Raw genomic sequence first — 19,198 nt, forward strand, 5'->3', positions numbered from 1 at the left:
GCGAGGACTGTCTGAGCCGGAGGCGAGTTCCGCAGCCCCCGACGCCGGCGCTGCCTGCGACCGCCTCGGCCCGATAACAGCGGCGGCGCTTCTTGGTTCGTTCTTCTCGCTGCTGAGAAGAATGAACAGAAAAAGGAAAAACACGAACATTATCTGGTGGTTCCCCGCGGTATAGGAGCTACAGACGGTATTCTTGATCCCCGCGTCAGGGCGCGGTATGACTTGGTGGCCGCGTCGAACTGCGGAAGGGCCCCTCGCCCAGGTGCGGGCATAAAAAAAGAGCCGGAGGGTTGTCTTCTCTTGACTTCCTTCCGGCTCTGTCTACTTTAAGGTGGCGGCTACCTACTCTCCCACTTGCGCAGTACCATCGGCGTGACGGGGCTTAACTTCTCTGTTCGGAATGGGTAGAGGTGGATCCCCCGTGCTATAACCGCCTTAAATATCTTGATCCTTGACATTTGAAAAATTTGAACTCTTCACACTTCTTCTCGCTTCCCCTTATCGGCCCTTCCCGACTCGCCTTACAGAAAGTTTCGGGAGATTAGTTTCGCTCGGCTGTGACATTGCTGCCTATACACCTGCGACCTATCTACGTCATCGTCTCTGACGTCCCTCGTGGAAATCTTATCTTGGGGCGGGCTTCGCACTTAGATGCTTTCAGCGCTTATCCCTTCCAGACTTAGCTACTCGGCTGTGCTCCTGGCGGAACAACCGATACACCAGGGGTCTGTCCAACACGGTCCTCTCGTACTAGTGTCGGACCCCCGCAAATTTCCTGCGCCCACAACAGATAGAGACCGAACTGTCTCACGACGTTCTGAACCCAGCTCGCGTGCCACTTTAATGGGCGAACAGCCCAACCCTTGGGACCTTCTCCAGCCCCAGGATGTGACGAGCCGACATCGAGGTGCCAAACCACTCCGTCGATATGAGCTCTTGGGAGGGATCAGCCTGTTATCCCCGGAGTACCTTTTATCCTTTGAGCGATGGCCCTTCCATGCGGAACCACCGGATCACTATGCTCTAGTTTCCTACCTGGTCGACTTGTCTGTCTCTCAGTCAAGCACCCTTGTGCCATTACACTCTGCGACCGGTTACCAATCGGTCTGAGGGTACCTTTAGAAGCCTCCGTTACGCTTTTGGAGGCGACCACCCCAGTCAAACTACCCACCAAACAGTGTCCTCGCTCCTGCGAGTTAGCGTTCAAACATTCAAAGGTCCGTATTTCAACATCGGCTCCACGATGACTGGCGTCACCGTCTCACAGCCTCCGGACTATCCTACACATCGAATGCCCAAACGCAATGTTAAGTTGCAGTAAAGGTTCACGGGGTCTGTTCGTCCCGTTGCGGGTAATCGGCATCTTCACCGATACTACAATTTCACCGAACTCACGGTTGAGACAGTGTCCGGATCATTACACCATTCGTGCAGGTCGGAACTTACCCGACAAGGAATTTCGCTACCTTAGGACCGTTATAGTTACGGCCGCCGTTTACCGGGGCTTCAATTCAATGCTTCTCTTGCGATGACATCTCCTCTTAACCTTCCGGCACCGGGCAGGTGTCAGGCTGTATACTTCATCTTTCAATTTCGCACAGCCCTGTGTTTTTGTTAAACAGTTGCCTGGACCTATTCTCTGCGCCCCATCTTACTGGGGACCCTTTTCCCGAAGTTACAGGGTCAATTTGCCTAGTTCCTTAACCGTGAATCTTTCGAGCGCCTTGGTATATTCTACCCGACTACGTGTGTCCGTTTGGAGTACGGGTGATATAACGATTTGCTTAGCGGATTTTCTCGGGAGCCTGCTTACCACCGCTATTCGATTGCCCGAGGGCTCTCGATACTCTCAGTTTCGGCACTCGGCCCGGATTTGCCTGGGCCGTGTCTACCTACCTCCTTTAACCTGCTATTCCGTCAGCAGGCGGGTGTGTCACTTCTCCGTCTCCACGTCGCTCATTATATCAGTAACGGAATCTTGACCGTTTCTTCCATCGGCTTCGCCGTTCGGCTGCGCCTTAGGTCCCGACTTACCCTGATCCGATTAGCGTTGATCAGGAATCCTTAGTCTTATGGCGAGGGGGTTTCTCGCCCCCTTTATCGTTACTTATACCTACATTTGCTTTTCCGTAAGCTCCAGCATCTCTCGAGAGATACCTTCACCGCCGACGGAATGCTCCCCTACCATGTCTTCCGACATCCACAGCTTCGGTAAAGGGCTTATGCCCGATTATTATCCATGCAAAACTCCTCGACTAGTGAGCTGTTACGCACTCTTTAAATGAATGGCTGCTTCCAAGCCAACATCCTAGCTGTCTTTGCAGTTTTACTTCGTTTGTTCAACTTAGCCCTTATTTCGGGACCTTAGCTGGTGGTCTGAGTTGTTCCTCTTTCGGACATGGACCTTAGCACCCATGCCCTCACTCCCGGGGTTCCAGTGTCAGTATTCGGAGTTTGTCAAGACTTGATAGGCGGTGAAGCCCTCGCATCTTATCAGTCGCTCTACCTCTGACACTTATTTCCCGAGGCTGCACCTAAATGCATTTCGGGGAGTACGAGCTATCTCCAAGTTTGATTGGCCTTTCACTCCTACCCTCAGTTCATCCGTAAGCTTTTCAACGCTTATCAGTGCGGTCCTCCAGTTGGTGTTACCCAACCTTCAACCTGACCAAGGGTAGATCACTTGGTTTCGCGTCTACTGCTGATGACTGTACGCCTTGTTCGGACTTGCTTTCGCTTCGGCTCCGCGACTGAATCGCTTAACCTTGCCATCAACAGTAACTCGTAGGTTCATTATGCAAAAGGCACGCCGTCACGCTTGCGCGCTCCGACCGCTTGTAGGCGCATGGTTTCAGGGTCTTTTTCACTCCTCTGTTCGAGGTTCTTTTCACCTTTCCTTCACAGTACTGGTTCGCTATCGGTCTCTCGGGAGTATTTAGCCTTACGGGATGGTCCCCGCCGATTCGCCCCGGATTTCTCGTGTCCTGGGTTACTCAGGTGTCCATTCGGCTTCTGTCCGTTTTCGCTTACGGGGCTGTCACCCTCTACGGCTACGATTTCCATCGTATTCTGCTAACTTCCTTCCTTGCCTTTGTTATGGATCCTTCTACCCCGGCGCTGCCGTAACAGCGCCGGTTTGGGCTCTTCCGCGTTCGCTCGCCACTACTTGCGGAATCATTGTTATTTTCTTTTCCTGCGGGTACTTAGATGTTTCAGTTCCCCGCGTTGGCCTACCGCTTGGCGGTATGGTCATTGCTGACCGGGTTGCCCCATTCGGACATTTACGGGTCACGGGCTATTTGCGCCTCTCCGTAACTTTTCGCAGCTTATCACGTCCTTCGTCGCCTCCGAGAGCCTAGGCATCCTCCATGCGCCCTTTCTTACTTTCTTTCGGCCGACATTCATTGCTGATTGTCTGTCGTTTTGGGTTGATATGGGTTTTGCTTCGTGCTCGTGTTCTCTTTTTTCCAACATGTCAAGGATCTTTCTAGTGGAGAATAACGGATTCGAACCGTTGACCCCCTGCTTGCAAAGCAGGTGCTCTAGCCAGCTGAGCTAATCCCCCCGCTTTCACTCTGCCTCTCTTCCGCTTGTCCTCGGTTCCCTTCTTTCCTCGGGGCCCTTCCTTGCGGCGGCTTCGGTGTAGTCCCAGGCAGATTTGAACTGCCGACCTCTACATTATCAGTGTAGCGCTCTAACCAACTGAGCTATAGGACTGTCTCAAATCGTGCCCTGGCGGGTGTCTCTTTGTTCCTTTTTTTATATGAATGAAAAGAAGCAGTGCGTCAAGAGGCCGAACTTCTATCTGTCCTTTCGGCTCTTCCGGAATCTCTTCTCCAGAAAGGAGGTGTTCCAGCCGCACCTTCCGGTACGGCTACCTTGTTACGACTTAGCCCCAGTTACCGGTATTACCTTCGTACGCTCCTTGCGGTTGCATGCTTCAGGTACTCCCGGCTTCCATGGCTTGACGGGCGGTGTGTACAAGGCCCGGGAACGTATTCACCGCGCCATGGCTGATGCGCGATTACTAGCGAATCCAGCTTCATGGAGTCGAGTTGCAGACTCCAATCCGAACTGAGACAGGTTTTCGGGATTCGCGCGTCATTGCTGACTGGCTGCCTTCTGTACCTGCCATTGTAACACGTGTGTCGCCCCGGACGTAAGGGCCGTGCTGATTTGACGTCATCCCCACCTTCCTCGCGGCTTGCGCCGGCAGTCTCGACAGAGTCCTCGGCTTGACCCGTTAGTAACTGTCAATAGGGGTTGCGCTCGTTATGGCACTTAAGCCGACACCTCACGGCACGAGCTGACGACAACCATGCAGCACCTCGCAGGCGACCATTGCTGGCTATGGACTTTCACCCATATTCCCCCTGCGTTTGAGCCCGGGTAAGGTTCCTCGCGTATCATCGAATTAAACCACATGTTCCTCCGCTTGTGCGGGCCCCCGTCAATTCCTTTGAGTTTCACCGTTGCCGGCGTACTCCCCAGGTGGAATACTTAACGCTTTCGCTGTACCGCTTACATTATATCGCAAACAGTTAGTATTCATCGTTTACTGCGTGGACTACCAGGGTATCTAATCCTGTTCGATCCCCACGCTTTCGTGCCTCAGCGTCCGTTGCACCCTAGCAGGCTGCCTTCGCAATCGGGGTTCTGCGTGATATCTATGCATTTCACCGCTACACCACGCATTCCGCCTGCCTCTTGTGCACGCTAGCTCGCCAGTTTCAACGGCAGCTCCCGGGTTAAGCCCGGGCATTTCACCGCTGACTTGGCGTGCCGCCTACGCACCCTTTAAACCCAATAAATCCGGATAACGCTCGCATCCTCCGTATTACCGCGGCTGCTGGCACGGAGTTAGCCGATGCTTTTTCTTCGGATACTTGCAATACGCTACGCGTAGCGCACTTTACTCTCCGACAAAAGAAGTTTACAACCCGTAGGGCCGTCTTCCTTCACGCGACTTGGCTGGTTCAGTCTGCCGACCATTGACCAATATTCCTCACTGCTGCCTCCCGTAGGAGTTTGGACCGTGTCTCAGTTCCAATGTGGGGGACCTTCCTCTCAGAACCCCTATCCATCGTCGCTTTGGTGGGCCGTTACCCCGCCAACTGGCTAATGGACCGCATGCTCATCTGTAACCAAGATTGCTCTCTTTAGACATCTCCCCATGCGAAGATATGTCGTTATGGGGTATTAGGCCGGATTTCTCCGGGTTATCCCCCTGTTACAGGCAGATTGCATACGTGTTACTCACCCGTGCGCCGGTCGCCGCCAGAAGTATTGCTACTCCCGCGCTGCCCCTCGACTTGCATGTGTTAGGCCTGTCGCTAGCGTTCATCCTGAGCCAGGATCAAACTCTTCGTTGTATATCTAGTTCTTTCTTTTTATACCTTCAAAGTGATTCCCGGCCGAAATTGACTTCGTTCTTTCTCTTGTACTACACTTGCTTCTTTTCAGTCTTGTCAATGATCTTTATCTCCCCCGCCTTCCCGAGGTCTTGCCGACCCCTTTCCAGCGGCGAAAGTGTTGCAAAGGTACACCCTTTTTCCTTTCCCCTCCAAATTTTTGAACAACTTTTTTTCAAAAAATTTTCAAGCTCGCCAAAAAGCCGCTATCCTTCTGCATCTTACAGACGAACTTTTTTTTCGCGGCATTCTCCATTTCTCTCGTCGAATACCGCGAGCAGGGGACTTCCCTACTCTACATTTTTTGATTTTGTTCGAAAAGTTTTTCTGAAAGGTGGGTTGTTCCCGTCAATCGACACGCTTCTGCTTACCGCTATATTCTTGTATGTCCAACCGTATGATTTCGGTTCGATGGAACGATTTTTCGGCGTATTTGAGCCCGACCGCCAGGTCGTCGGGTGAATATTTCTCCAACAGCAACCGAAGGGCGTGATGGCGCTCATCAACGGAGAGGCCGATTTGCGCCCGGCATTTCATGACGATACTTTCGTAACCGGTAGTGAACTTGTGCGAGACGACGTGGGTACGCCCTACCACACAAAAGGAGACTTCGGCTTGTCGACGAATGGCGTTGAGTTTCTTCCCCTCGGGGGCACAATGGAGGTAGATGTGCTCTTGACCATCCCATACGTAATTGATTGGGATACCATATGGACGGCCTTCGGTATCGATGAGCGAAAGTACTCCATACTCACCACTCTGCAACAGGGCTCGTGCCTGCGACTCATCGAGCAGGCGGTCTTGTCGCCGGACTGATGTATTGTCGTAGATCATCGCACTGTCGGATTACCAGAGTGACATTTGCGAGGGGTCGACCTGTTGCGATTTCTTTTGCTCCATGGCGGCCCGCTCTTCGGCTTCGCGTTTTTTCTTCTCTTCTTCCTTGCGTTTGGCTATCATCTCGGGGGTATCGGGACGAGTGGGTATCAACCAGTTGTCGCCAAAGGTATCGAGCCCCGGGAAATCGTCTTCGGCCGGTTCTTCAACCGGTTCGGGCGCTTTGGCCTTGCGCCGATGTTTCTTCTCGGGCTTCGGGCTCTCCGCGAATTTCGGATTTTCGGTGGGTTGCTCGATTGATTCGCTTGCAAGAACCGGTTCGGCGGCAGGAGCAGATACCGTCTGTTCAGCCTCCGACTCGTTCTGTTGCGGTGCATCGAAACTGATAACGGCCGGTTCGTCCGACTTCTCGGCGGGAACAGGTCCTTTGTCTTCGGCCGGCTTCACTTGTTGAAGAGTTTCGATTTGTGCCAGCAGTTCCTGACGTTGATTGCGCAATGCTGCAACCAATGCGTTGGCACTTTCCAAATCGGCACGCAACGTTTCAAGTACAGCTTTATTTTCGGTTTGTTCCTGCGACTGACTTTCAAGCCGCTCGTTGCGTTGGGCCATCTCACTCAGCCGGGTCTGCAAGCGCGCATTCGCCGTGCTGAGGGTCTGTACCTCTTGGGAGAGCTGGGCAATCTTCTCATCTTTCAAGGCTTTCACCTGCTCGAACTGTTTGAGCTTGGCATCGACCTCTTCGACTACTTTCAAGCCATTCTGTGCCTCGACGAGTTCGGCTTCGAGCATTTGTTTCTGTTTGGCAAGCTGCGTAACCTCCCCCTGCTGTTGGGCCAACTGTTGCTGGGTTTCGGTCAATTGAGTTGTGGCTGTCTGCTCATTATTGCGGGCTTGTTCCAGTTCCTGATGAACCTGTGCCAACTCATCGCGTACTTGTTGCAACTCGGTGAGAAGTTGTTCGGTCTCGGCCGTATGGTCGGCCTGTTTTTTCAATTCGCCTTTCAGTTTTGTAATTTCGGCAAAGGCCGAATCCAACTCTTCCTGGTGCACGTTCGATACTTTCAACTTGTTTACCAGACTTTTGTTTTCGAGTTCGAACTGTTCCTTCTCGGCTTCGAGCGTAGCTATCCGAGCCTCCAATTCGTGTACTTTTTCGGTTACGGCTCGTTTTTGTCGCTCGGCACTCAGCTGGGCGCTCTGCATGGTGTTGCGCTGCTCTTCCAGCTCCTTCACTTTCACCCGGGCCTCCTCGACCTCACGCGTCAGCGATTTGTGCTTGTTCTCCCACTGGCGAGCCGTCCACTCACGCGACTGCACATTGACATCGGAGACAAATTTCTTGAAAGGTTCATCGAGCTGTTCAAACAGATATTTCTTCTCGGTATCCTTATCGATGGCTGCCACCACATAATCGGGCAACGAGCGGTTGAGCATCTCGACCAAGACTTCGAGCAACGTATCGGGCAACTGCATCTCGACCGGCTGCTCATCGACCGGTTTCTTCTCGGCATCGCGAGAGGGTACGGGTTGTGTGGTTGAATCAGAGGTATTATCGGCAGAGCGCTCCTTTTCACGAGTGCAGGCATTTGTTATGTTTTCGGCCGTATAGGGTTGTGATTCCAGTTCATCGTCTTCGCCGGAAAAGCCCAACGCCCTCATCGTTTTCTTGAATATAGACATAATTGTTTTTATATTTCTTTTTTATTTTCATTCGGGTTCAGCCCCGGTTTGGTGACCAGTCCCTTGCCCTTCCGTCCGTTAATCTCAATCAATACAGGAGAATCAAACTTAACGATTCTCAAAAAGTCCGACTCGTACACTGCCGGCAGGCTGTCGAGATAGGCCTCGTCGTAGTAACCGTCGCCTGCAAACGAGTTGACCGTGAAATAACCCACACCAAACGAGGTCAGGTTTTGGAAGAAGTGTGTCCCCTGGCTCGGCTCGATGCGGTAGTTGTCGAGTGCCGACTCGACAATGAGACGCGCCGACGAGATGTGAGGCCATTTCACCGGTATGCCCAATGAGGAGTCGCTCGACCCCCATCGCCCGGGTCCAATGAGAATATAATACTCTTCCCGCTCGGTAAAGGTACGATTTATTTTTTCGATTTCCCTCGCTATATTGACATTATTTGAAGGTTTGAAGTTTTGTGATTTTACATAAACGATGTGACACACGTTATCCATGACGCCATGCCCCAGGGCTGTATTGCTTTTCAAGATGGTTTTCTCGTCGGGCAAATCCATCACCTCATCGTTGAGCATCTCCTTCATGTCGACGATGGGTCGTATCTGCAACCAATAGACGGTACCGGGAGCACCATTTGCCCCAGTGAGGTTACCGGCAAACTCGATTTCGACAGGACGTCCCATCTCACGGCTCCCCACCGTGAGCATGGAATCGAGTATCGTAGCCAGCGGGAAGGCATTGTGTTTTAAGATATTGGCAAAGGTAACGACCTTGCGGCCGCCCTCGTAATAGCCATCGCGAATGATTTGGTCCATGGGATCGTAGGTCGAGACCATGAGGCGCAACGAATTGTCCTTTTCGGCATCGCGCACCGACAATTTCAACAGATTGAACCCGTCGTCGATCGAGAATTTTTTCCCGCTCCGTGTCATATCCAAAGCATAGAAGCGAGTCTGGGTATCACGTAAAGCCAAGTCGAGGGTGCTGGTCTGCAATATCTTGTTGGGGTGCCGCGGCGAGAATCGCAGACTGCGACCACCGTCGACGATGTATTTGCCCAGCCCTATGGCCAAATCGACCACTCCGTCTTCGGCTTTCTCGTCGTTGATGGGATAGTAATTGATCGACCTTCCTACCCCGGCAAACGAGGGATAGTAACGGTCGCCATACTGCGTGCCCACCACCTCTTGCAAGATGATGGCCATCTTCTCCTGGTCAATCACATTGGAAGTGGCGGTCATATAGGCCTTGCTGTCGGCATAGAATACCGAGGCGTAGACGGCTTTCACGGCATCGAGCAACAGGCGCAGCATCTCCTCCTTGTCGTCGAGAGCCGGTATCATGTAGGTCGAATAGATACCGGCAAAGGGTTGGTAATGCGAATCCTCCAACAAGCTCGACGAGCGCACGGCAATAGGCTTGCCCACGACGTCGAAGAAGGCCAGCAGGTCGGGATTCAACTCTTCGGGGAGCCTGGCTTGGAGAAAACGTTCGAGAATCTCTTCATCTGAAATATCGGAGAGCGCCACCTGATAAAGGTTGTTACTCTCCATAAAGGTATCGAAGATGTCGGTACACAGGACCACCGTTTTGGGCACCGTTACGTTCACACCCTCGATGTCGTCGAAAATGGGGTTGCGCTTGATCATGGCGTCAATAAAGGCCAGACCGCGCCCCTTGCCGCCCAGCGAACCGTTGCCGATGCGGGCAAAGTTGGAATATTTGTCGAAACGGTCGCGCTTGAAGATGGCCACGACTCCCCGATTCTTCATCTTCCGGTACTGCACGATGGCATCGAAAATGAGTTGTCTGATTTCGGAAATCTCACTCAGGTCGGTAATACGCCGCGGTTGCAAAGCCTCGGCCATGGGAAATATGGCCCGCGAGTACAGCCAGCGCGATATGTGGTTGCGCGAGGCATGATAGTAGAGCGACTCATCGGGAATGATATCAATATTATCCTGTAAATCTTTGAGATTCTTAATCGTAACAATGGGTTCGCCCGTGTGGGGATTGATAAAGGTAAAATCGCCGAAGCCGAAATTTTTCAAAATCGTCTTCCGCAAGTCGACCGGCAATTTCTTGGAATTCTTGTCCAGAAACGAGGCGTTCAACTTGATGGCCTCTTTGTGATTCTCCCACTCCGACGACTCGATGATGAGCGGCAGATAGGGATCGCAGGAGCGCACGTAGGAACAAAACTTTATCCCGGCCTTCTTATCCTTCTCGCCGGCCCGGATAAAGGAGACATCGGAGATGATGCCCAACATATTCCCGGCATATTTCTCGTAAATCTGCATGGCCTCTTCGTAGGTCCGGGCCAACATCACCTTGGGCCGCCCCCGCATGCGCAACATGCGCTCATGTTCGTTCAAAGCCTCGGTCGAGAATATCTGCGACTGCTTCAACACAAAGTTGTACAGATGGGGCAAGATGGAGGAGTAGAAACGAATAGAGTCCTCAACCAGCAAAATGAGCTGGACCCCTACCGAGGTAATATCGCCCTCGGCATTCATCTTATCCTCGATGAGTTTGATGATGGCTACCAGCAAATCGACGTTACCCAGCCAACTGAACACGTAGTCGACACCACTCAGGTCCTCCTTGGCAATGCGTCTCGACACCTCGTGCGAGAAGGGGGTAAGCACCACGATAGGTATATAAGGATAGAGGCGCTTCATGGCTTTGGCCTGGGTAAAGGTCTCGGAACAGTCGACACCCGGCATCGTGATGATGAGGTCGTAGCGCTTCATGGCCAGCTCCTCGAAGGCCTCCTCGTTGGTCGTCACCTGCTTCACCCGGGGGGGCGAGCTCAGATTCAGCGACACATATTCAAAGTAAATCTGCTCTTCGACCCGCCCGTCTTCCTCCATGATAAAGGCATCGTAACGGCTTGCAACAAGCAAGACATTAAAGACTCTTTTTTGCATTAAGTTAGCAAAAGAGGTGTCTTTCAGATATAATTGATTTATATTAGGTCGATTCATTATTCTATTGTCGATTTCGGCTTGCAAAATGTCATTCTATTTTTTCACCATTTAACTGTTCAAAAGTAGTAAAAAAAATTTTTTTATCCATATAAATACGTACATTTGCGATAAGAGAAACGAGTATCTCTCGCGGGAGATACCCAACCAAGAATTTAACTTAACAATATCGCGACTATGAACATTGAGCACATCATGACATCATTGGAGGCAAAGCACCCCGGTGAGTCGGAGTATTTACAAGCGGTACACGAGGTGTTACTCTCCATCGAGGAGGTCTACAACCAACACCCCGAGTTCGAGAAAGCCAAACTGATCGAGCGGCTTGTCGAGCCCGACCGCATCATCACCTTCAAAGTTCCCTGGGTAGACGACAACGGAGAAATACAAGTAAACCTGGGTTACCGCGTGCAATTCAACAACGCCATCGGTCCGTACAAGGGTGGAATCCGATTCCACGCTTCGGTAAACCTTTCCATATTGAAATTCCTCGGTTTCGAGCAAACCTTCAAGAATGCCCTCACCACACTGCCCATGGGCGGCGGCAAAGGAGGCTCCGATTTCAGCCCGCGCGGTAAGTCCGACGCCGAAATCATGCGGTTCTGCCAAGCCTTCATGTTGGAGTTGTGGCGCCACCTGGGCCCCGACACCGACGTACCGGCCGGCGACATAGGCGTAGGCGGTCGCGAGGTGGGCTACATGTTCGGCATGTACAAGAAACTCACCCACGAACACACGGGGACATTTACCGGTAAGGGTCTCGAATTCGGCGGTTCGCTTATCCGCCCCGAGGCTACCGGTTACGGAGGTCTCTATTTCGTAAAACAAATGTTGGCTACCAAGGGCATCGACATTGCCGGCAAACGGATTGCCATCAGCGGATTCGGCAACGTGGCCTGGGGTGCCGCCTCGAAAGCTACCCAACTGGGTGCCAAGGTGGTTACCATATCGGGACCCGACGGCTATGTATATGACCCCGACGGTATCTCGGGCGAGAAAATCGACTACATGCTCGAACTGCGTGCCTCGGGCGAAGACATCGTGGCTCCCTATGCCGAGAAATACGGTGTTCAGTTCTTCCCCGGCAGACGTCCCTGGGAACAAAAGGTCGACATCGCCCTGCCTTGTGCTACTCAAAACGAACTCGACGAAGAAGATGCCAAGAAACTGATCGAGAATGGTGTCATCTGTGTGGGTGAAATCTCGAACATGGGGTGCCGCCCCGAGGCTATCGACCTCTTCATCAACCACCGCATCATGTATGGCCCGGGCAAGGCTGTCAACGCCGGCGGCGTGGCTACCTCGGGCTTGGAAATGACCCAAAACGCCATGCACATCTCGTGGAGTGCCGAAGAGGTGGACAAACGTCTGCACCAGATCATGAGCGACATTCACGCTCAATGTGTGAAATACGGTACCGAACCCGACGGCTACATCAACTACATGAAGGGTGCCAACATCGCCGGCTTCATGAAGGTGGCCAAAGCCATGATGGCTCAGGGTATAGTTTAATCGCGCGCAAAGCAATATTTGTCTCAAATAATCGAAGAGCGAGTTTCCCCAACGGGAGACTCGCTCTTCTTTCTAAATTCATGTTGTCTCATCAATTCGAGTGCAGCAACGATTCTATCACAGGAGTTATCAAAGCCTCCATCACGTCGTAACCCTGCGAATTAGGGTGAACTCCGTCTCCGGTATATTGGGCTTGTTGACCTTCATCTTCCGGATTAACCATATCGGAATAATAATCGACAAACGGTATGCCCTGTTCCTGTGCATACTCCCTCAACCGGTTGTTCAAGGCCGTGATTTTAGCCGGAGCATCTTTAATGGCCGGATTCCACCCGAAATGAGCACTCGGCAAAGTTGTGGTAAGAATCACCTTGATTCCATTAGCCCGGGCCAAATCGGCCATCGAGGCAATATTACCCAACGTATACTCCTCGACATAGGGCCCCGTGTTCTCGGCTATATCGTTCGTTGCGGCATTAATGACCACTACCTCGGGAGCCAGCGCAACAACATCTTCCCGAAAACGGAGTAACATCTGGTAAGAAGTCTGCCCGCTAATGCCCCGACCGATATATCCGTTTCGAGTAAAAAAGTCGGGGTGTTGATTAACCCACCCGGCTGTAATGGAATTGCCGATAAAAACCACTCGTCCCGGTACCGTAGTTGCTGACCGCAAATGCTCGTTCTCTTGGGCATAATATTGATAGTTGCCCCACTCCTGCGCATTTTTCTGTGCCGTTGCACCAAACGTCATCAGGCCACAGCAACACATTATAAACAACATTGTCTTTTTCATATTCTTGTTCTTTTAAGATTGTGGTTAGTTGGAACAAAAATACGAAGCATTTTATTTACAAGCCCTGCTGGCTGGGAAAAATTTTGCGCGCATTCCACTTTCTTCACATAACCTCATAGCGACGATTACGCCATGATGCAAAAAATAGATACTTTATGTATTTTCAGCTAAAAAAATTCCGGCATCCCTTCATCACAAAGGAACACCGGAATCATCATCTTCACTAAAACAGATAAAAAAATAAGAACGCCTTTTAAGGATTAACTCGCTTTTACCGATACAAAAGTTATGCGATAGAGAGATTGGTTTGGGGTTCGTCCTTTGCAGGTTCCTGGGTAGGAACGCTGTCGGTAGGCTCCTCTGCCAGGCAGAGCAACGAAAGTTGGCCTTGGGGTTCCTCTTTCGTGGGCTCCTGGGTAGGAACACTGTCGGTGGGAGCCGGCTCCTCTGCCAGACAGAACAAAGAGTTCTCACCCTTCGGTTCTTGAGTGGGGACGCTATCGGCAGGGGCCGGCTCTTCATTCAGACAAAACACAAATGCTTCCCCTTTGGGTTCTTGTGCGGGGACACTATCGGTAGGTGCCGGTTCTTCGCTCGGACATTGTGCATACGAAACAAAAGACGTAACGCTAACCGACATCATAAATACGGCAACTGATAACATTAACTTTTTCATAATTCCACATTTTTTTAATTGTACACTTGTATATTCCATTCTTCGTCCAATAAAAATACAACCGCCATGCCAACTGTTATAAAAAGAATTCAACATATTAATTATCAATAATATAATTACAAATAGCAACAATACAACTCGTGTGGAATTGTGTGGAATAAAAGTGTGGAGGTGTGGAAAAATTCCACACCTCCACACTTAAAAGAGGCTTGTCGGATTTCTTAAAACCCGTTTTTTTTGAGACTTATTCGATACGATACAGTTTCAGCTTATTATACAAGGTCTTTCGGTCGATGCCCAGCATCTCGGCGGCTTTACTCTTGTTGCCCGAGCAACGTTGCAGGGCCGCCACAATCTTGGCCCGCTCGCTGTCGGGGTCGTGCAGGACGCGAGTCTGTCGATCGGCTCCCAAGTCCAACCCCAAGTGCTCCACGCCGATGGGCCCCCCCTGAGCGAGCAGGGCTGCCCGCATTACGGTATTGCGCATCTCTCGAAGATTACCGGGCCAAGGGTAACGGCTGATTTGCTCCATGGCATCGGGGCGGAATCCCGGGACCGGTTTTTCCAACTCGCGATTGGCCTGATCGAGAAAGAAATTGGCAAAAAGCAGTATGTCCTCCCCTCGTTCGCACAGACGCGGCATATAGATGGTAAACTCGTTAATGCGGTGGTACAGATCTTCACGGAAGGAGCCGGAGGCGATAGCGGCCTTCAAATCTTCGTTGGTGGCAGCTATCAACCGCACATCGACCTTGATGTCGGCAGTCACACCTATGGGCTTGACCCGACGCTCCTGCAATACCCGCAGTAACTGTATCTGCACATCGTAACTGAGGTTGCCTATCTCGTCGAGAAATATCGTACCACCGTCGGCCTCGACAAAGGCACCCACCTTATCTTCGATGGCTCCGGTAAACGACCCTTTCTTATGGCCGAAAAATTCGGAGGCGGCCAACTCCTTGGGAATAGCCCCGCAGTCGATGGCTACAAACGGTTTGTCGGCTCGCTTGCTCAACTGGTGTATGCGCTTGGCTACATACTCCTTGCCGGTACCGCTTGCCCCGTTTATCAGCACCGACATGTTGGTGGGGGCCACCAGTTTCACGTAGGAGTAGAGTTGGCGGGCGGCTTCGCTCTGCCCTTCGAGGAACGAGGTCTCTTCGGTGCCTCCGCTCCCGGACTGTTTCTCCACAGGCTTTGCCGGATTGGCTGCCGTGGCCGCAGCCCCGAGAGCCTCGTTGATTTTCTGCAACAAATCCTCGGGATTGACCGGCTTGGCCACATAGTCCTTGGCTCCCAGCTTCATGGCTTGCACGGCCGAAGGGATAGCGGCATAGCTGGTCATCACGATAACCGGTACCGCCTGCCGACGGGCATTAAGCCACTCCAACAGGTCGATGCCTTCGCCATCGGGCAGACGCAAGTCGCAAAGAGTCAGGTCGACCGGCTCGTCCTGCAACGTCCGTCGGGCAGCCCCTACCCCCGAAACCGCAGTAATGCGAAACCCTTTTTTAGAAAGCCAGGTCTGCAACATAACGGCAAATGTCGTGTCGTCCTCGACGATAAGAATATGTTTCATGCTTGTTCCTCCTTCTTTAATATAGATTGGAGCTCGTCGCGCACCTGTCCGGCACAATCGAGCACTCGTACCAAATGGGCCGACAGCTCGTCGGTCCACGTGCCGGCCCCCTCCTCTTCCAGGCGCGAGAGCAGCGGCAACACAGTTGTGGCCTTCAACATGGCAAAGATAGGCTGCCACTTGTGAGCCACGCGAGTCACGACAAGGCCGTCGCGACGCTGCCGGGCAGCCTCCACCTCATCGATTTGGGCAGTAAGTTCTTGCAGAAAGGTCTGTAATATCTTGCGCCGGGCCGCTTCATCATCGCCGGCAAAAGCGGTTAACGACGAGAAGTCATACCCTCCCGCCGAGTAATCAGCCCCGGGCTGCACCGACTCCCCGACAACCGGCCGGGGCGTTTCCTGCCAAACAGCCGACAGACAGTCGGTGAGTTGGGCCAACGAAAAGGGCTTGTGCAAAATGGCCGAGAAGCCCTCAGCCAACAAGCGGTCGGCATCGCTGCGGGCCGTCACCACGACTACCGGTATCGCCCGGGCCTGCGCGAGTTCCGACGCTCGCAACGATTTCAGAAACTGCACCCCGTCCATCTCGGGCATCTGCATATCGGTAAATACCACATCGAACGGTTCGTGTTCGAGATAGCTCAACACCTCCTCGGCCCGCACACAAGGCACCGCCTCTACACCCAACTGTTTCAACTGGTTTTCAAAAAAGGTCAGTTGCAGTTTGTCATCGTCGAGCAACAAGCAACGACGACCGGAAAAAGCCGGAGTAACGGTCTCGGCCGTACGCTCCTCATCAGTCTCGTCGAGCGGAATCTCTACGGTGAAGGTACTGCCTGCCCCCTCCATGCTGCGCACATCGAGGCGCCCGTGCATCAAATCGACCAGCTGCCGGGTAATGGTCAGCCCCAACCCGAACCCCTCGACACCCTGTGCCGACGACAGACGGGTAAAGGCCTGGAATATCTGCTCCAAGTCGTTGCGGGCTATGCCCCGCCCCGTATCGCTTACCGAAAAGACCAGGTAACGTACCCGTACAAACACATGCACCGTAACCGTGCCCTGAGTCGTAAATTTCAACGCATTGGAAAGCAGGTTATCGACAATCTGCTGAATGCGCAAGGGGTCGCCCACGAAGGTGGCATCGGCCGACGGCTCGGCCTTCAACACCAGCTTCAACTGCTTTTTGTCGGCCACCGGCTGCATGGCCGACACGATTTTCTCAAAGAGGGCCCGCGGATTGAAAGTCAGGTGATTCACATCGAGCTTGTGCGACTCCAACCGATAGAAGTCGAGCAGGTCGCTCACCAGCGCCAGCAGGTGGTCGGACGAGGCTTTCATGTTCTGCAAGTAGAAGCGCTGCCGCTCGCTGTTGTCGAGTCGCATCATCAACTCGACATACCCGATAATCGAACTCAACGGCGCCTTGAAATCGTGTGTAATCGTCATCATCAACTTTTCGCGGGCCTCCAACAGCTCCTCGGCCCGACGGCGCGCCTCTTCCAACTCGCGACGCCAGCGGTCGTCGCGCATCCACCCCCGCCAAACCATTATCCCGAAAACCACCGCCAGCACAATCGCACCCGAGGCCACACCCAGCAGCGCATTCATCGACTCCTGACGTATCTCCTCGTTGCGGTCGAGAATCCGCTCCGATACCAGCAACTGCTCCTGCTCGAAGCTGTTCATCAACCGGCTTATCTGTCCGCTCAACCGCTGGTTGTCATTCCGCAGCCGCCAACGCTCCCGTTCGAGCGCCTGTTTCGAGAGCTCACGACTCTCGTTGAAGCCACTCTCCATCGCCCGCAAGTCGGAAGCCAGCGAATCGCTCAATGCGCTTATCCGCTTCGACTCCCCCCGAATGCTGTCCAACCGCACGGGCGACTTGCCCGAAATGGCATCGGCTATACGCCCGAACAGATTGCGACGGCGCCGCTTCTCGATGAGCGAATCGCTCTGTTGCGACAGCGTCTGCTGATGTTTATGAATCAACAGCAGGGAATCCTGCTGGCGCATCATATTCTCAATGTTGCGGTTTTGCTCTTCGGCCACATCGAGGGTGGTACTCATCAACCGGCGGATTACCGTATTCTTCCGGTTCAGCAGAAATACAATACTGTCAATACGCGACAGTTGTACCGAGTCGGTCGTGATCGTACATAACGAATCGACACACGACACCACCTCGTTCACCAACTGCCGGTAAACCGGATAGTCGGAATAGCGACCCCAGACCAACGATTGTCCCAACGTCTCGGTGCGATAGAGCATCGACAACGCATCGGACACCCGATGGCGCTTCACACTCATATCCTCCTCGACCTCCCGTATCGAGACCAGCAGACCTATCTCGTGATAGACAAACCACGAGGAGGAGAGCAGCACGACAACCAGCAGCAGATAGCCCCACAAGGCCTTGTTACGAGTCGATTTTCGGGAATAGGAGGACATAATCATTCACGTTTCAGCGGTGAAGATAAATAATTTCCTCAGAAACTCCACCTCACCAAGTATTAACAATCCTTACAGACCAATATATCTCTTTTTTTACTACCTTTATCCACCGTATCTCATTTTAAATAATCCAAGATGGAAACTCTGTTTTTTCAATACCCGCCGTGCAGCACCTGCCGGAAAGCGGCCAAATGGCTCGCCGACCACCACATCGAAGTAACCGCCCGACACATTGTCGAGACTCCCCCATCGGCCCAGGAGCTCAGCCAATGGATTGCCCGCAGCGGCATGCCGCTGCAAAAGTTCTTCAATACCAGCGGACAACGATACCGTGAATTGAAACTGAAAGAGCTCATTCCGGTCTCGTCGCCCGACGAGCTCATCGCCCTGCTTGCCTCCGACGGCATGCTCATCAAACGCCCGCTGTTGGTAACCGACACCCACGTGCTCGCCGGGTTCGACCCCAAGCGGTGGGAGGAGGCGCTATGCCCGCAATCCCGCTAACAGCGAATCGAGCCCTATTCCCCGGCACACAAATCCAGGGAACCGAAAGAAAATAAGAGACTTTTATTTGCACGATTCACAAAGAAACGCTACCTTTGCGCCGCTAATGCAAATACTAACCAATTAAAAAATTTCAAATGGCAACAAAAATCAGATTACAACGTTTTGGTCACAAAGACTATGCGTTCTACCAAATTGTAATCGCCGATAGCAGGGCACCACGTGATGGTAAGTTTATTGAAAGGATAGGTTCTTATAATCCGAACACTAATCCTGCTACAATAAATTTGAATTTCGAAAGGGCTTTGTATTGGCTGACAACGGGTGCTCAACCCACCGACACCGTGCGCAATATCCTTTCTCGTGAAGGTGTATTGTTGAAGAAACACTTGCTGGGCGGTGTAAAGAAAGGTGCCTTCACCGAAGAGGTTGCCGAGCAACGCTTCGAGGCTTGGTTGAAAAACAAGAAATCGGTTACCGATGCCGAAAAGGCTAAAATCTCTGCCGCCAAAGACGCTGCCGCCAAGAAACGTCTCGAAGAGGAAGTAGAGAAAAACAAAGTGAAAGCAGAAGCCGTAGCTGCCAAGAAAGCTGCCGAAGCTGCCGCCAAGGCCGAGGCTGAAGCCGCTGCCAAAGCAGAAGCCGAAGCTGCCGCTGCCGCAGAAGCTCCCGCCAAAGAGGCTGCTCCTGCTGCCGAGAGTGCTGAATAATTAATCTTAGACAGCATATTCAAACCGGGGTGTCTTTG

At 52.5% G+C, this 19,198-nt stretch carries 10 protein-coding genes, 2 tRNA genes and 3 rRNA genes; 3 read left to right on the forward strand and 12 right to left on the reverse strand.

Annotated features, from left to right (window positions below; translation table 11 throughout):
* Nucleotides 1-329 precede the first annotated feature (329 nt).
* The 8 genes from rrf to BARVI_RS02595 all read right to left on the reverse strand — a co-directional run bounded on the left by rrf (nucleotide 330) and on the right by BARVI_RS02595 (nucleotide 10,930).
* Nucleotides 330-438 (reverse strand): 5S ribosomal RNA (rrf, locus tag BARVI_RS02560).
* An 84-nt stretch (nucleotides 439-522) separates the two neighbouring features.
* Nucleotides 523-3,390: ribosomal RNA gene (locus BARVI_RS02565) — 23S ribosomal RNA — on the reverse strand.
* A gap of 101 nt (nucleotides 3,391-3,491) precedes the next feature.
* Nucleotides 3,492-3,565: transfer RNA gene (locus BARVI_RS02570), tRNA-Ala, on the reverse strand.
* Nucleotides 3,566-3,643: 78 nt separating this feature from the next.
* Nucleotides 3,644-3,717: transfer RNA gene (locus BARVI_RS02575), tRNA-Ile, on the reverse strand.
* A 123-nt stretch (nucleotides 3,718-3,840) separates the two neighbouring features.
* Nucleotides 3,841-5,372: ribosomal RNA gene (locus BARVI_RS02580) — 16S ribosomal RNA — on the reverse strand.
* The 16S, 23S and 5S rRNA genes sit together here with 2 tRNA genes alongside, the layout of an rRNA operon.
* Nucleotides 5,373-5,759: 387 nt before the next feature.
* Nucleotides 5,760-6,245: a pyridoxamine 5'-phosphate oxidase family protein gene (locus BARVI_RS02585; RefSeq protein WP_025277727.1), complete on the reverse strand. Its 486-nt coding sequence runs from the start codon at nucleotides 6,243-6,245 to the stop codon at nucleotides 5,760-5,762.
* Nucleotides 6,246-6,257: 12 nt separating this feature from the next.
* Nucleotides 6,258-7,931 (reverse strand): coiled-coil domain-containing protein, encoded by a 1,674-nt coding sequence (locus BARVI_RS02590; RefSeq protein ID WP_157232491.1) that lies wholly within the window; start codon nucleotides 7,929-7,931, stop codon nucleotides 6,258-6,260.
* An 8-nt stretch (nucleotides 7,932-7,939) separates the two neighbouring features.
* Nucleotides 7,940-10,930, reverse strand: a complete 2,991-nt coding sequence (locus tag BARVI_RS02595) for a PEP/pyruvate-binding domain-containing protein (RefSeq protein ID WP_025277729.1) — start codon at nucleotides 10,928-10,930, stop codon at nucleotides 7,940-7,942.
* Between the two features lie 174 nt (nucleotides 10,931-11,104).
* Here BARVI_RS02595 and gdhA point away from each other — a divergent pair, with 174 nt between their 5' ends.
* Nucleotides 11,105-12,439 carry an NADP-specific glutamate dehydrogenase gene (gene gdhA / locus BARVI_RS02600; protein WP_025277730.1) on the forward strand — a complete coding sequence of 445 codons (1,335 nt, stop codon included), beginning with the start codon at nucleotides 11,105-11,107 and terminating at the stop codon, nucleotides 12,437-12,439.
* Nucleotides 12,440-12,530: 91 nt separating this feature from the next.
* Here gdhA and BARVI_RS02605 read toward each other — a convergent pair whose 3' ends face one another.
* The 4 genes from BARVI_RS02605 to BARVI_RS02620 form a co-directional block, all read right to left on the reverse strand.
* Nucleotides 12,531-13,223: an SGNH/GDSL hydrolase family protein gene (locus BARVI_RS02605; protein ID WP_025277731.1), complete on the reverse strand. Its 693-nt coding sequence runs from the start codon at nucleotides 13,221-13,223 to the stop codon at nucleotides 12,531-12,533.
* Nucleotides 13,224-13,521: 298 nt separating this feature from the next.
* Nucleotides 13,522-13,698: a hypothetical protein gene (locus tag BARVI_RS13315; RefSeq protein WP_157232495.1), complete on the reverse strand. Its 177-nt coding sequence runs from the start codon at nucleotides 13,696-13,698 to the stop codon at nucleotides 13,522-13,524.
* 457 nt (nucleotides 13,699-14,155) lie between these two features.
* Nucleotides 14,156-15,490, reverse strand: coding sequence for a sigma-54-dependent transcriptional regulator (locus BARVI_RS02615; protein WP_025277733.1), 1,335 nt, complete (start codon nucleotides 15,488-15,490; stop codon nucleotides 14,156-14,158).
* Nucleotides 15,487-17,943: an ATP-binding response regulator gene (locus BARVI_RS02620; protein WP_025277734.1), complete on the reverse strand. Its 2,457-nt coding sequence runs from the start codon at nucleotides 17,941-17,943 to the stop codon at nucleotides 15,487-15,489. Before BARVI_RS02620 ends, BARVI_RS02615 begins: the two co-directional genes overlap by 4 nt.
* 138 nt (nucleotides 17,944-18,081) lie before the next feature.
* Between BARVI_RS02620 and BARVI_RS02625 the strand changes: the two genes are divergently transcribed.
* On the forward strand, nucleotides 18,082-18,450 hold the full coding sequence (locus BARVI_RS02625; protein ID WP_025277735.1) for an arsenate reductase family protein: 369 nt from the start codon (nucleotides 18,082-18,084) through the stop codon (nucleotides 18,448-18,450).
* A 137-nt stretch (nucleotides 18,451-18,587) separates the two neighbouring features.
* Nucleotides 18,588-19,160, forward strand: a complete 573-nt coding sequence (locus BARVI_RS02630) for a 30S ribosomal protein S16 (RefSeq protein WP_025277736.1) — start codon at nucleotides 18,588-18,590, stop codon at nucleotides 19,158-19,160.
* Nucleotides 19,161-19,198: the final 38 nt, after the last annotated feature.

Source organism: Barnesiella viscericola DSM 18177, from assembly GCF_000512915.1.
Lineage (GTDB): Bacteria > Bacteroidota > Bacteroidia > Bacteroidales > Barnesiellaceae > Barnesiella > Barnesiella viscericola.

Bases quoted from the DNA above. Each gene is read 5' to 3' on its own strand.
- BARVI_RS02585 (WP_025277727.1), bottom strand. From the start codon at position 6,245: ATGATCTACGACAATACATCAGTCCGGCGACAAGACCGCCTGCTCGAT.
- BARVI_RS02590 (WP_157232491.1), bottom strand. From the start codon at position 7,931: ATGTCTATATTCAAGAAAACGATGAGGGCGTTGGGCTTTTCCGGCGAA.
- gdhA (WP_025277730.1), top strand. From the start codon at position 11,105: ATGAACATTGAGCACATCATGACATCATTGGAGGCAAAGCACCCCGGT.
- BARVI_RS02605 (WP_025277731.1), bottom strand. From the start codon at position 13,223: ATGTTGTTTATAATGTGTTGCTGTGGCCTGATGACGTTTGGTGCAACG.
- BARVI_RS02615 (WP_025277733.1), bottom strand. From the start codon at position 15,490: ATGAAACATATTCTTATCGTCGAGGACGACACGACATTTGCCGTTATG.
- BARVI_RS02620 (WP_025277734.1), bottom strand. From the start codon at position 17,943: ATGTCCTCCTATTCCCGAAAATCGACTCGTAACAAGGCCTTGTGGGGC.
- BARVI_RS02625 (WP_025277735.1), top strand. From the start codon at position 18,082: ATGGAAACTCTGTTTTTTCAATACCCGCCGTGCAGCACCTGCCGGAAA.
- BARVI_RS02630 (WP_025277736.1), top strand. From the start codon at position 18,588: ATGGCAACAAAAATCAGATTACAACGTTTTGGTCACAAAGACTATGCG.